This is a genomic window from Pseudomonas sp. BJa5 (assembly GCF_030272875.2).
Taxonomy (GTDB): domain Bacteria; phylum Pseudomonadota; class Gammaproteobacteria; order Pseudomonadales; family Pseudomonadaceae; genus Aquipseudomonas.
Genome location: NZ_JALRNG020000041.1, coordinates 44,667 through 57,851, shown reverse-complemented (window position 1 = coordinate 57,851; position 13,185 = coordinate 44,667). Strand labels below are relative to the sequence as shown.

Here is a 13,185-nt window from a genome sequence, read left to right as displayed (position 1 = left end):
GGGTTTTTTAATTATGCTATAACAACCGCGCCTTTAAAATGTGGGGGGTCCACCCCGTCTCGTTTTGGCGGGGGGGGCCCCCGCGATTGCCCGCCACCATTGAAACCACCCCCACCCCGCCCCATCTAAGCACCATAGTCATTTACGCAGGTGCCCCATGAGCGATCAGCAGGATCTACCCGAACATCCCGAGGACCACTCCGAAGTCGAGCATCTCGAAGCCTCCGAACACAGCGGGCGACACCTGGCCCTGCCTGGCCAGCAATTGCCCGACAAGGTCTACATCATCCCGATCCACAACCGCCCGTTCTTCCCGGCCCAGGTACTGCCGGTCATGGTCAACGAAGAACCCTGGGCCGAAACCCTGGATCTGGTCGCCAAGACCCCGCATCACTCCCTGGCGCTGTTCTACATGGACACCCCGCCGGAAGACCACCGTCATTTCGACACCTCGGCCCTGCCGCTGTACGGCACCCTGGTCAAGGTTCACCACGCCAGCCGCGAGAACGGCAAGCTGCAGTTCGTCGCCCAGGGCCTGACCCGGGTACGCATCCGCACCTGGCTCAAGCACCATCGTCCGCCCTACCTGGTCGAGGTCGAGTACCCGCATCAACCCAGCGAGCCGACCGACGAGGTCAAGGCCTACGGCATGGCCCTGATCAATGCGATCAAGGAGCTGCTGCCGCTCAACCCGCTGTACAGCGAAGAGCTGAAAAACTACCTCAACCGCTTCAGCCCCAACGACCCTTCGCCGCTGACCGACTTCGCCGCAGCCCTGACCTCCGCCACCGGCAACCAGCTGCAGGAAGTGCTCGACTGCGTGCCCATGCTCAAGCGCATGGAGAAGGTCCTGCCGATGCTGCGCAAGGAGGTCGAAGTCGCGCGGCTGCAGAACGAGATCTCCGCCGAAGTGAACCGGCAGATCGGCGAGCACCAGCGCGAGTTCTTCCTCAAGGAGCAGCTCAAGGTCATCCAGCAGGAGCTGGGCCTGACCAAGGACGACCGCAGCGCCGACCTCGAGCAGTTCGAACAGCGCCTGCAGGGCAAGACACTGCCGCCGGCGACACAAAAGCGCATCGATGAAGAGATGGGCAAGCTGGCGATCCTGGAGACCGGCTCGCCGGAGTACGCCGTCACCCGCAACTACCTGGAATGGGCCACCGCCCTGCCCTGGGGCGTGTATGGCAAGGACAAGCTCGACCTCAAGCATGCGCGCAAGGTCCTCGACCAGCACCATGCCGGGCTCGACGACATCAAGGAACGCATTCTCGAATTTCTCGCCGTCGGCGCCTGGAAAGGCGAGATCAGCGGCTCCATCGTCCTGCTGGTTGGCCCGCCCGGGGTGGGCAAGACCAGCATCGGCAAGTCCATCGCCGAGTCCCTGGGCCGGCCGTTCTATCGCTTCAGTGTCGGCGGCATGCGCGACGAGGCCGAGATCAAGGGCCACCGGCGTACCTACATCGGCGCCCAGCCGGGCAAGCTGGTGCAGGCGCTCAAGGAGGTCGAGGTGATGAACCCGGTGATCATGCTCGACGAAATCGACAAGATGGGCCAGAGCTACCAGGGCGACCCGGCGTCAGCCCTGCTGGAAACCCTGGACCCGGAACAGAACGTCGACTTCCTCGACCACTACCTGGACCTGCGCCTGGACCTGTCCAAGGTACTGTTCGTATGCACCGCCAACACCCTGGACGCGATCCCGGGCCCCTTGCTCGACCGCATGGAAGTGATCCGCCTGTCCGGCTACATCACCGAAGAAAAACTGGCGATCGCCAAGCGCCACCTGTGGCCCAAGCAGCTGGACAAGGCCGGCGTGGCCAAGACCAGCCTGAGCATCAGCGACAGCGCCCTGCGCACCGTGATCGAGGGCTATGCCCGCGAGGCCGGCGTTCGCCAGCTGGAAAAACAGCTGGGCAAGCTGGTGCGCAAGGCCGTGGTGCAATTGCTGGAAGATCCCGGGAAGAAGATCAAGATCGGTCCCAAGGACCTCGAAGCCTCGCTGGGCATGCCGGTGTTCCGTAGCGAGCAGGTGCTCTCGGGCAAAGGCGTAATCACCGGCCTGGCCTGGACCAGCATGGGCGGCGCCACCCTGCCGATCGAGGCGACACGCATCCACACCCTCAACCGCGGCTTCAAGCTGACCGGCCAGCTGGGTGAAGTGATGAAGGAGTCCGCCGAAATCGCCTACAGCTATGTCAGCGCCAACCTCAAGCAATACGGCGGTGATCCGACCTTCTTCGACCAGGCCTTCATTCACCTGCATGTGCCGGAAGGCGCTACGCCCAAGGACGGCCCCAGCGCCGGGGTGACCATGGCCAGCGCCCTGCTGTCGCTGGCCCGCGACCAGGCGCCGAAAAAAGGCGTGGCCATGACCGGCGAACTGACCCTGACCGGCAAGGTCCTGGCCATTGGCGGGGTTCGCGAGAAAGTCATTGCCGCGCGACGGCAGAAGATCTTCGAGCTGATTCTGCCGGAAGCCAACCGTGGGGATTTCGAAGAGCTGCCGGATTACCTCAAGGAAGACTTGACCGTGCACTTTGCCAAGCGCTTCAGCGATGTGGCGAGGGTCCTGTTCAACTGAAAGGGTTGCAGAGCTGAATGCGGGCCTGGAAAGCCCGCATGAGGATCATGAGGCCGCAGGTTGCTCATTGCTGCAGCAACGAGAGCTTGCGCTTCATTTCCAGAGCGCTTTGCTCGATAGTGCTCCAAAGCCCCAGAAACCGAGCAAAATAGATCGCGAATCGCGCCAGTTGCTGATTCATTGTGATCTGCTGAAGTTTTTCTTCCGATACATCGATGTAGGTAGAAAGATTTTGCCAGGCCGAATGAAAATGCGAAGACGCGACGAGCACTTCCCTCAGCTGCCCCTCAATGTTCTGAAGCATTGCGGAAAGCGCCGAGATACGCACTTGAAACCTCACCAGAGCGAGCGTGGAAGGGCTTATATCTCTGCGGGTTGGCTGCCTGCCCTTGTCAATTGCCTGAAGCTTTCTCTGGGTCGCAGGAATGAGCTGACGCTGAGCTTCGTCGCGAAACCCGGCGACCTCGATACGCAGGCGTTCGACCTGCCGGGCGTGCTCCGCCACCAGCCGCTTGAGGGTATTCATCTGTTTGGGCAAGGACGAAACAATCTCCTTGTCGGCCTGGCTAAGCAGCAGTTCGTCCACTTGCAGGGCGTCCCAGGCTTCGCGTCGCTTACCCAATGCTTTGGTGTGTGCGCACGCGTCAAGTATCGCTGATCCTGTCCTGTTGATTCCGGCGGCGACCGTCATCAATGCCGTTGCCAGTTGCAGGTTTTTCCCGAACAGCACTTCCCAGCCATTGGCATGCGCCTTCAGCTGACGAAAAAATGCCAACATACTGTTTTGGTTAAGTTCAGGGTTGCCCATCAAGAACGTCAACAAGCGTGCGCTATCGACCACTCGCGTCGGGAGGCTCAACCATCGGGTCAGTTCAACAGGCGATTTCGGCAAGCCTCTCACCTGCTCCACATACGCGTTAAGCCCCTGGACATGTGCCACTGACAACGTCATAGCACCGGTATCCAGCCCGGCCTCCATCATGCTCAGAACATTTGCCGGCAGACGCAAGGCCTGCTCTTGCCACTCCAAGTCCACCTTCGCATTCATCACTGTGCATCCTTGCTTGCGGTTCTCGACACCCGACCTTTTGCCAGCAGACCAACAGGGGTATCAGCCAGCAACCTGATACCCCTGGTGCCCTAGAGCGTTGCGCGGTATTTATCGACGATGTGTTTTACATAGGTGAGCAATGCCATCAGCAACTGTTGCAACGCCTGCACGCACTCGGTTCCATTGAGTTTGATATTTCGTAATTTATTGCGCTCTGCCTGCAGCTGCACATAGATCTGGTGCTTTTCAGCCAGCCACTCCACGCGCTTTTCAATCAACGGTGCATAGGCCGAAAGCGACTCCAGGTAACTGTTGATCTGTTGCGCACGTTGCTCCTGCTCCCGCTGTTCGGCACGCAACTCGCCCACTTGGGTCTGCAGTGTGCGACGCTGATCCTGAAGTTGTGAGTAACGCATTCCATCCTGAAGGCCACCCAATAGTTTGCTCAGTGCCTCCAGCGCTTGCTCGATAGCTATGGCTGCGCCAGCGCTGGTAGCGCCCTGGGCAACCAACGCTTGAAGCTGCGCTACGGTAGGCAGTTTGCCCGCGTGCAGTTTTTCTATTCCATTGGCCTCAAGTACGTCGATCGCATTCTCCAACGCTGACAGTTCATCCTCTTTACTGCGCCGCGCATGGTGGAGCGCTTGCAGACGGCTGGCCAGGCGCTCCTGGGCTTCCAGGTAACCCGAACGGTCGCGATCCACCTGATAGACCGGCAGGCTGGCAATTGACTTGGTAGCGCTCTGCACCCCGGCAAGCAGCACATCCAGTTTTTTGCCGATGTTATTCGCCGAGCGCTGGATTTCTTCAAGGAGAAATTCCTCTTCATCAGGCGCGCCCATGCCCTCGCGAAGGTCATTGAGGAACAGCTCGATGTTTTCTGACTTGATACCTACAGCGAGCACTTCAGCATTTTTAGCCAACGCTTCGACGTACTTGATGAACCCCTGGTAGTGCCGCTCCACCGACACATGCAACAACGGCAGGAACTCGAACGTGCGCTTTTCCCAGAACCTTGAGTAGGTGCTCGCTGCCGTCAGGATCTTGTTCATATCCGGAACATTGAGCGGCGTATTCAGGGCAATCACATTATTACTCATGGCGAAGATTCCTTATTTAGCGGCGGCGGCGTTATCGAAGACCCGGTTCATGTGCTGGGCAAATCGCTCGATGTCTTTCCACTGCCCGATAAAACGCTTGAAAAATATCGCGAACTTGAATAATTCCTGATTGGTCTGAATACGTTCGAGGTGCTCGATCGACGCATCGATATACACGCCAATAAGCTGCCAGGCGGATTGCAGATGGGAAGAAGCCGTCAGCACATCCCTGAGGCGTGTATCCATCTGCCCCATCTGCGTATTCAGATCCTCCACAAGTCCTTCCAGTTTCACGGCGTTTTTCAGCCTCTGGCTCACCTCGCCACGCTGTTTCTGTAACTTGTTGCGCTCCTTGCGTGACTTCTCCGCCTTGCTGCCATAGATGGACCCCGTGATAACCGCGCCCAGCGGGCCTGCCGCCAAGCCACTCAGTGCCGCTTTGACATACTGGTCGTACTCGGCTTCAAGGCGTTTGATTTCCTTATCCAACTCGGCCAACGCCTCACGTAGTTGCTGTACCTCACCGCTCGCCTGTCGGCGCTTGATCGCTGCGGTTTTTGTGGCCACCAGTGGCAACAGCTTTACACGCGCTTCATCTCGAAACCGTTCGGTTTCTTCGCGCACATCCACCACGCGTCGCGCGAACAGGTCCACGTCTTCGCGCAGGACCTCCATGTAGTCAACCAGGTCCACGACCCGACGCCTGTCGTCCGCACCAATACTGACCGGCTTGTCGAAGCTGAGGGTCTCCCATGCCTCCCGTCGCTTGCCCAGGGCGCTGCTTTTTTCGAGGATCACCAACACCTCGTCACCCGTGGTATTGATGCCATTGGCACTGGCGGCCAACTCGAAGCCGAGTTTCTTGCTGTTGTCGGCAAGCGTCGTCCAGCTGCGCCCATGCTTGTGCAACAGCCTGTTCATCTCGCCCATGCTGCCCGGCATCAACGCCGGCTCGGCAATGGTGGAATAGCCCAACCAGTCAACCAGCGCTTTTGGGGCAATAGGCAGGCTGAAGACATGGTTGGCATACTGGTTGAGGGTGATGATGTGCTCGCGCGTCAGGGTCAACCCGCCTTCCTCAGGACCATCGCGCTCTGCCATCGCCTGAATCAGGTTTGCCGGAAGCAGCTCAGCCTCGTTCTGCAATGTGTCAAAATCCGTTTGTGTGCTACTCATAATCATGTCCCTGCTGATCGGCCTATCCGGCCTGGGACTGCCAAACTAATAGCGCTGCGTATTGCCCAGCAGAGGGCAGGCTTTCCTGAAAGCCGATGCCAGAGCAAATGACTGGATTGTCGATGAACATCAACTGCAAATGGTTAGTCCTTGGCCTCCCCTTCCTGGCCGCCTGCTCACAAACCCCCGGCAAGCACGAAAGCGTCGCCCTGGAAAAGGCCAGCCAGTGCCCCATCCAGCTGGAGGCGGGCCAGAACCTCACCCTGACCCTGCCCAGCAACCCCAGCACCGGCTACCGCTGGCTGGTACAGAATCCTGCCGCCGGCATCCTGCGCAGCCTCGGCCCCGAGGTCTACAGCCATCCGGAAGACGCAGGCGTGGTCGGCAGCGCCGGGCAATCGGTGTGGCGCTTCCAGGCTCAAGGCACAGGCGAAGGCCATCTGCTGCTGGTCTACCAGCAACCCTGGGCTCCGGAAGTGCGTCCGGTGCAGACCTTCGATTGCGCCGTCACCGTGAAGTAGCGGCGCTGGTCACCCGGGCCATGCATCTGCCGGCCAGTTTGGCTAAAATGCCCGCCTTTTACCGCCCAACGCCTGGATCGACCCCGTGAGCAAAGAACCCGACCGCCTATTCGCCCAGCCGCTTGGCCAGGTGCCCGACTTCGCTTTCAACGAAGATGTGGTGCGGGTGTTCCCGGACATGATCAAGCGCTCGGTGCCCGGTTACCCGACCATTGTCGAGAACCTGGGCGTGCTCGCCGCCCAGTTCGCCCAGCCCAACAGCGCGCTGTATGACCTGGGCAGCTCCCTGGGTGCCGTCACCCAGGCCCTGCGCCGTCATGTGCGTAGCGAAGGTTGCCGGGTCATCGCCGTGGACAACTCCGCGGCCATGGTCGAGCGCTGCCGTCAGTACCTCACCGCCCAGGACTCGATGTTCCAGGAGCTGCTGCCGGTCGAGGTGATCGAAGGCGATATTCTCGCCCTGGATTTCCAGCCGGCCTCGGTGGTGGCGATGAACTTCACCCTGCAATTCATCGCCCCCGAGCAACGCCTGGCCCTGCTCGGCAACATCCGCCAGGCCCTGCTGCCCGGTGGCGCGCTGATCCTCTCGGAAAAGCTGCGATTCAATGATGCCGAGGAACACGCACTGCTCACCGACCTGCATGTGGCCTTCAAGCGCGCCAATGGCTACAGCGAACTGGAAATCGCCCAGAAACGCAGTGCCATCGAGAACGTGATGAAGCCCGACAGCCTCGAAGAACACCGTGAACGCCTGCTGGCCGCCGGTTTCTCCAAGGTCGTGCCCTGGTTCCAATGCCTTAACTTTGCCTCGTTGATTGCCCTGCCATGATTGATCTGTCTCCCCTGGTCCGCCGTCTGGCGGGCACCCCCCTGGCGCAATGGTCCCAAGGCCTGCAAGCGCAACTCGACGCCAAGATGGAGAAAGGTCACGGCGACCTGGAGCGCTGGCAGAACGCCCTGGACGCCTTGCCGGCACTGGTGCCGAGCCAGGTCGACCTGGTCAACGGGCTGAACCTCGATTGCGCCTGCGACGACGAGACCCGCGAACGCATGCGCCAGGCGCTGATGGGGCTGTCGCCCTGGCGCAAGGGCCCCTTCGACCTGTTCGGCGTGCATGTGGATACCGAATGGCGTTCGGACTGGAAATGGTCGCGGGTCGCCCCGCACCTGGACCTCAAGGGCAAGCGCGTGCTGGATGTCGGCTGCGGCAATGGCTACTACCAGTGGCGCATGCTCGGCGCCGGTGCCGACAGCGTGATCGGTGTCGACCCCAACTGGCTATTCTTCTGCCAGTTCCAGGCCGTGCAGCGCTACCTGCCGGAACTGCCGGCCTGGCACCTGCCCTTCGCCCTGGAAGACCTGCCAGCCAACCTCGAAGGCTTCGACACGGTGTTCTCCATGGGCGTGTTCTACCACCGCCGCTCGCCCATCGAGCACCTGCTGGCGCTCAAGGACTGCCTGGTCAAGGGCGGCGAACTGGTGCTCGAAACCCTGGTGATCGAAGGTGACGAACACCAGGTACTGGTGCCCGAGGACCGCTACGCACAAATGCGCAATGTCTGGTTCCTGCCATCGGTTCCGGCCCTGGAGCGCTGGCTGCGCCGCGCCGGTTTCAACGACGTGCGCTGCGTCGATGTCAGCGTTACCAGCGTCGAGGAACAGCGCAGCACCGAGTGGATGCGCTACCAGTCGCTCGGCGACTTCCTCGACCCGACCGACCACAGCCGCACCATCGAAGGCCTGCCGGCACCGCGCCGTGCGGTGATGGTCGCGCGCAAATAAAACAGGCGCCCGAACGGGCGCCAAAGTTCACCTTTTCCAAAGGAGCGGAGCGTCAAAGGTGAATGCAGCTACTCCTTGACCACCTGCTGCCGGGCTTCGTCCTGCTTCTGCGCATCGGCAGCGGCGAAGGCCTGGTCCTTCTTGCCGTGGATCTGTTCCTGGGTCAGGCGAAAGTTCTCCCAGAACTGCTTCGAACGCTCCGCGCCGCCTTCGGCCAGGGCGGCGCTGCTGCCCAGGGCCAGAATGCCCACCAGCACATACTTGGTCAGGCTCATGTTGCTCACCTCGTGATTGAATATCGGGACAGTTCAATCTTACGGAGCGCAAGCTAACGGCAAGGTGAGGCGGACATTACAGTGTTGCAAGAAAGGCCCTACAGCAAAGACAGCGGGTATTCGACGATCAGGCGCACCTCGTCCAGATCCGATTCGAAGGCCGTGGCCCGGGTGGTGGCCTGGCGCAGCCGCAGCGACAGGTCCTTGAGGCTACCCGACTGCACCACGTAGCGTGCCTCGATATCCCGCTCCCAGCGTTTCTGGTCGGTCAGCGGATTACCCTCGGCATCGCGACGCATGTACACGCCGTTGGCGTCGGAATAGTCGATGCCGCTGCCACGACCGTAGCGGGTCATGAAACTCAGCCCCGGCACACCGTAACTGGCCATGTTCAAGTCATAGCGCAGCATCCAGGAGCGTTCCTTGGGCGAGTTGAAATCGCTGTACTGGATCGAGTTGTCGAGGAAGATCGAGTCGGACTGGCGCAGGTAGTCGAAGTCGTCGTCGCCCTGGTTGCGCTGGTAAGACAAGGCCAGGGTGTGGGCGTCATAGGTGAACCCGACCCGCGCGCTCCAGATATCGTTGTCGAAAGCGCCGAGCAACTGCTGGCCTTGGTCCTTAGCCTTGTAGTAGTTGAAGCTGCTGAAGGCACTGAGCAGGTCACTGATCGGGTACTTGTAGCTGACACCGGTGTAATACTGGTCCCAGGCATCTTTCAAACGGCTGCTGTACATGCTCAGGCTGAGGTGATCGGTAAGCTGGTAGTCACCGCCGATATAGCCGAGCCAGGGTGAGTCGACCGGGCCACCATAGAATGTCACAAAGCCATCGCGGCTGTTGCTCGACAGCGGCTGGCTCATCGCATGCAGGCGCCCGCCCTGCACTTTCAGCCCCTCCAGGGTGGTGTTTTCCAGCGTCCAGCCGGTGAAGCTCTCGGGGAGCAGGCGCGAATCGCCATAGTGCACCACCGGGGTGGTCGGGAAGACATCGCCGACCTTGATTTCAGTGTCCAGCAAGCGTGCCTTGAGCGCGCCACCAAGCTTGCTGAAGTTACTGGCCGCATGGCCATCACTGTCGACCGGCAACACGTCGAACGAGCTGCGACCGCCGTTGCGGCCATCGCCGGTGTCGAGCTTGAGCCCCAGCATGGCATGGGCATCCAGGCCGAAGCCGACCGTACCCTGGGTGTAGCCCGACTCGAAGCGGGCGATAAAGCCCTGTGCCCAGGCTTCGGAATAGCCGGACTTGCCGGTAGGTGCTTCCCCCCCTTTGCGATAATCGCGATTGAAATAGAAATTGCGGCTAAGCACAGAAAGACTGCTGTCTTCGACGAACCCGTTCGACTCGGTAGCTGCATTGCTCACCGTACAACTGGCCAGGGCCAGGACGCCGGTAACACAGGCTGTGGTTTTGTTCACCATCTTCAACTCCTGATTATTGGCAGAACGCACGACGGCCGCTGATGCGGCCGCCATGGGTATCCTGACAAGGGCTGAATAACCCGAAGATGAGCGCGAAATTACAGTTTCGTCACCTCGGCGCTGCCCTCCTCCTCGTCCTTGCGGTGCGCCCGGTAGTAGAGCGCCGGCAGCACCAGCAGGGTCAGCGCGGTGGACGACAGAATCCCGCCGATCACCACCGTCGCCAGCGGTCGCTGCACCTCGGCGCCGGTACCGGTGGCCAGGGCCATGGGGATGAAACCCAGGGACGCCACCAGCGCGGTCATCAGCACCGGGCGCAAGCGCGTCAGCGCCCCTTCGTCGATGGCCTGGCGCAGGCTGCGGCCCTGCTCGCGCAGGCCACGGATGAAGGCAATCATCACCAGGCCGTTGAGCACCGCGACCCCCGACAGGGCAATGAAACCGACCCCGGCGGAAATCGACAGGGGGATGTCCCGCAGCCACAGAGCCACCACGCCACCGGTCAGGGCGAAGGGAATCCCGGTGAACACCAGCAGGCCGTCCTTGAGGTTGTTGAACATCATGAACAGCAGGCCGAAGACCAGCAGCAAGGCCACCGGCACCACCACCTGCAGGCGTTGCGCCGCCGATTGCAGTTGTTCGAACTGGCCACCCCAGCGAATCCAGTAGCCGGCCGGGATGCTCACCTGGCCGCTGATGCGCTCGCCCGCCTCCTCGACGAAGGAGCCCATGTCGCGACCGCGTACGTTGGCGCTGACCACCACCAGGCGCTTGCCGTCTTCACGGCTGATCTGGTTGGGGCCCTGGACCAGTTCCAGGCTCGCCACGTCGGCCAGGGTGATAAAGCCGATCTGGCCATTGCCCGCCGCGCTGGCCGGCACCGGAATCAGCAGTTGTGACAGGCCGTCGATATCGGTGCGCAAGGTATCGGACAGGCGCACCACCATGTCGAAGCGCCGGTCGCCCTGGTACAGAGTGCCCGCCTGGCGGCCGCCGACAGCCACGGCGATGGTGTCCTGCACGTCGCCGACATTGAGGCCGTAACGCGCCGCCTTGTCGCGGTCGACTTCGATGGTCAGCACCGGCAGCCCCGTGGTCTGTTCGACCTTGACTTCGGACGCGCCCGGTACCGCCTGCAGCGTCGCGGCGAGCTGCGCCGCAGTGCGGTTGAGCTGCTCCATGTCGTCACCGAACACCTTCACCGCGACGTCACTGCGTACCCCGGAAATCAGTTCGTTGAAGCGCAATTGGATCGGTTGCGACAACTCGTAGTTGCTGCCCGGCACCCGGGCGCTGGCGCGCTGGATATCGGCAATCAGTTGTTCGCGGCTCTTGCTCGGGTCCGGCCACTGGTCCCTGGGCTTGAGCATCACATAGCTGTCGGAGATGTTCGGCGGCATCGGGTCGGAGGCGATTTCGGCGGTGCCGGTACGGGCGAACACCCGCTGCACTTCCGGCACCTGGCTCAGCACGCTCTGCTCCAGTTGCTGCTGCATGGTCACCGACTGGCTCAGGCTGGTGCCGGGTACCCGCAGTGCCTGCAGGGCGAAGTCGCCTTCGCTCAGGCTCGGCACGAACTCGCTGCCCATGCGGCTGGCCAGTACCCCGGACAGCAGCACCATCACCCCGGCCAGGCTGAAGGCCAGGGTGCGGTGGCCCATGACCCACTGCAACAGCGGTGCATAGCCACGCTTGGCGCTGCGCATCAGCAGGTTCTCGTCCTCCTTGACCTTGCCGGTGACGAACAGGGCGATGGCCGCCGGCACGAAGGTCACCGACAGCAGCATGGCGCCGAGCAAGGCGATCACCACGGTGAAGGCCATGGGGTGGAACATCTTGCCCTCGACCCCGCTCAGGGCAAAGATCGGCAGGTACACCACCATGATGATCAACTGCCCGTAGATCAGCGGCCGGCGCGCCTCGCGGGCGGCATTGAAGACTTCGTGGAAGCGCTCCGAACGCGTGAGCAGGCGACCATGGTGCTGCTGGGCATGGGCCAGGCGGCGGATCGCGTTCTCGACGATCACCACCGCGCCATCGACGATGATGCCGAAGTCCAGGGCGCCCAGGCTCATCAGGTTGGCGCTGACCTTGTTGCTGAACATGCCGGTGAAGGTGAAGAGCATCGACAGCGGGATGATCATGGCAGTGATCAGCGCCGCGCGAATATTGCCCAGGAACAGGAACAGAATCACGATCACCAGGATCGCGCCTTCGATCAGGTTCTTCTTCACCGTGGCAATGGCCTTGTCGACCAGGTTGGTGCGGTCGTACACCGTCACCGCGCTGACCCCGGCCGGCAGCGAGCGGTTGATCTCCACCAGCTTCTGCGCCACGGCCTGGGACACGGTGCGGCTGTTCTCGCCAATCAGCATGAACACTGTGCCCAGCACCACTTCACGGCCATTCTCGGTCGCCGCGCCACTGCGCAGCTCACGGCCGATACCGACCTCGGCGACGTTGCGCACCCGGATCGGCGTGCCGTCGACGTTGGCCAGGACGATGTTGGCGATGTCGTCGATACCCGCCAATTGTCCCGGCGCGCGGATCAGCAACTGCTCGCCCCGGCGTTCGATATAGCCGGCACCGACGTTGGCGTTGTTGCGCTCAAGGGCGGTGAGCAGGTCGCCCAGGGTCAGCTTGTAGGCGGCCAGGCGCTTGGGATCGGGGGCGATCTGGTACTCCTTGGCGAAACCACCGATGGTGTTGATCTCCGCCACACCGCGCACATTGCGCAGCTGCGGCTTGATGATCCAGTCCTGGATCTCGCGCAGGTCGGTGGGTGTATAGGGGCTACCATCGGCCTTGCGCGCATCCTCGGCGGCTTCCACCGTCCACAGGAAGATCTCGCCAAGGCCGGTGGAGATCGGCCCCATGACTGCCTCGACGCCGTCAGGCAACTGTCCGCGAGCCTGTTGCAGGCGCTCGTTGACCAGTTGCCGGGCGAAGAACAGGTCGGTGCCTTCGGCGAAGATCACCGTCACCTGGGACAGGCCCGAGCGCGACAGCGAACGGGTCTGTTCCAGGCCCGGCAAGCCGGCCATGGCCGTCTCGATGGCGAAGGTGATGCGCTGCTCGGTTTCCAGCGGCGAAAAACCCGCCGCCTGGGTGTTGATCTGCACCTGGACGTTGGTGATGTCCGGGACCGCATCGATGGGCAGTTTCTGGTAACTGGCCACACCCAGCCCGGCCATCAGCAGCACCGCCAGCAGCACCACCAGGCGCTGCTCGATGGCAAATTGAATAAGGCGTTCGAACATGAAGGGTACTCGCGCAGG

Annotated in this window: 10 protein-coding genes; 4 read left to right on the top strand and 6 right to left on the bottom strand. The window is 61.7% G+C overall.

The annotated features are described in order from the left end of the window. The first annotated feature begins 157 nt into the window (after nucleotides 1–157). The gene (gene lon / locus M2D63_RS21295) at nucleotides 158–2,581 is read left to right on the top strand and encodes an endopeptidase La (RefSeq protein ID WP_285864995.1); all 2,424 of its coding nucleotides are present in this window, start codon (nucleotides 158–160) and stop codon (nucleotides 2,579–2,581) included. A 64-nt stretch (nucleotides 2,582–2,645) separates the two neighbouring features. Here lon and M2D63_RS21290 read toward each other — a convergent pair whose 3' ends face one another. The 3 genes from M2D63_RS21290 to M2D63_RS21280 all read right to left on the bottom strand — a co-directional run bounded on the left by M2D63_RS21290 (nucleotide 2,646) and on the right by M2D63_RS21280 (nucleotide 5,908). Then, nucleotides 2,646–3,629 (bottom strand): hypothetical protein, encoded by a 984-nt coding sequence (locus tag M2D63_RS21290; protein ID WP_285864993.1) that lies wholly within the window; start codon nucleotides 3,627–3,629, stop codon nucleotides 2,646–2,648. A gap of 92 nt (nucleotides 3,630–3,721) precedes the next feature. After that, nucleotides 3,722–4,732, bottom strand: a complete 1,011-nt coding sequence (locus M2D63_RS21285; RefSeq protein WP_285864992.1) for an alpha-xenorhabdolysin family binary toxin subunit B — start codon at nucleotides 4,730–4,732, stop codon at nucleotides 3,722–3,724. A gap of 12 nt (nucleotides 4,733–4,744) precedes the next feature. Further along, entirely contained in the window at nucleotides 4,745–5,908 is a 1,164-nt protein-coding gene (locus tag M2D63_RS21280) for an alpha-xenorhabdolysin family binary toxin subunit A (RefSeq protein ID WP_285864990.1), read from the bottom strand. Between the two features lie 122 nt (nucleotides 5,909–6,030). Between M2D63_RS21280 and M2D63_RS21275 the strand changes: the two genes are divergently transcribed. The 3 genes from M2D63_RS21275 to cmoB all read left to right on the top strand — a co-directional run bounded on the left by M2D63_RS21275 (nucleotide 6,031) and on the right by cmoB (nucleotide 8,211). Further along, nucleotides 6,031–6,429, top strand: a complete 399-nt coding sequence (locus tag M2D63_RS21275) for a protease inhibitor I42 family protein (RefSeq protein ID WP_285864988.1) — start codon at nucleotides 6,031–6,033, stop codon at nucleotides 6,427–6,429. Between the two features lie 85 nt (nucleotides 6,430–6,514). Then, nucleotides 6,515–7,258 (top strand): carboxy-S-adenosyl-L-methionine synthase CmoA, encoded by a 744-nt coding sequence (cmoA, locus tag M2D63_RS21270; protein ID WP_285864987.1) that lies wholly within the window; start codon nucleotides 6,515–6,517, stop codon nucleotides 7,256–7,258. Next, nucleotides 7,255–8,211 carry a tRNA 5-methoxyuridine(34)/uridine 5-oxyacetic acid(34) synthase CmoB gene (cmoB, locus tag M2D63_RS21265; RefSeq protein WP_285864986.1) on the top strand — a complete coding sequence of 319 codons (957 nt, stop codon included), beginning with the start codon at nucleotides 7,255–7,257 and terminating at the stop codon, nucleotides 8,209–8,211. Before cmoA ends, cmoB begins: the two co-directional genes overlap by 4 nt. A gap of 68 nt (nucleotides 8,212–8,279) precedes the next feature. Here cmoB and M2D63_RS21260 read toward each other — a convergent pair whose 3' ends face one another. The 3 genes from M2D63_RS21260 to M2D63_RS21250 form a co-directional block, all read right to left on the bottom strand. Beyond that, entirely contained in the window at nucleotides 8,280–8,486 is a 207-nt protein-coding gene (locus tag M2D63_RS21260; protein WP_285864985.1) for a hypothetical protein, read from the bottom strand. Nucleotides 8,487–8,584: 98 nt separating this feature from the next. After that, entirely contained in the window at nucleotides 8,585–9,907 is a 1,323-nt protein-coding gene (locus tag M2D63_RS21255) for an OprD family porin (protein ID WP_285864984.1), read from the bottom strand. A gap of 98 nt (nucleotides 9,908–10,005) precedes the next feature. After that, nucleotides 10,006–13,167, bottom strand: a complete 3,162-nt coding sequence (locus tag M2D63_RS21250) for a CusA/CzcA family heavy metal efflux RND transporter (protein ID WP_285864982.1) — start codon at nucleotides 13,165–13,167, stop codon at nucleotides 10,006–10,008. Nucleotides 13,168–13,185: the final 18 nt, after the last annotated feature.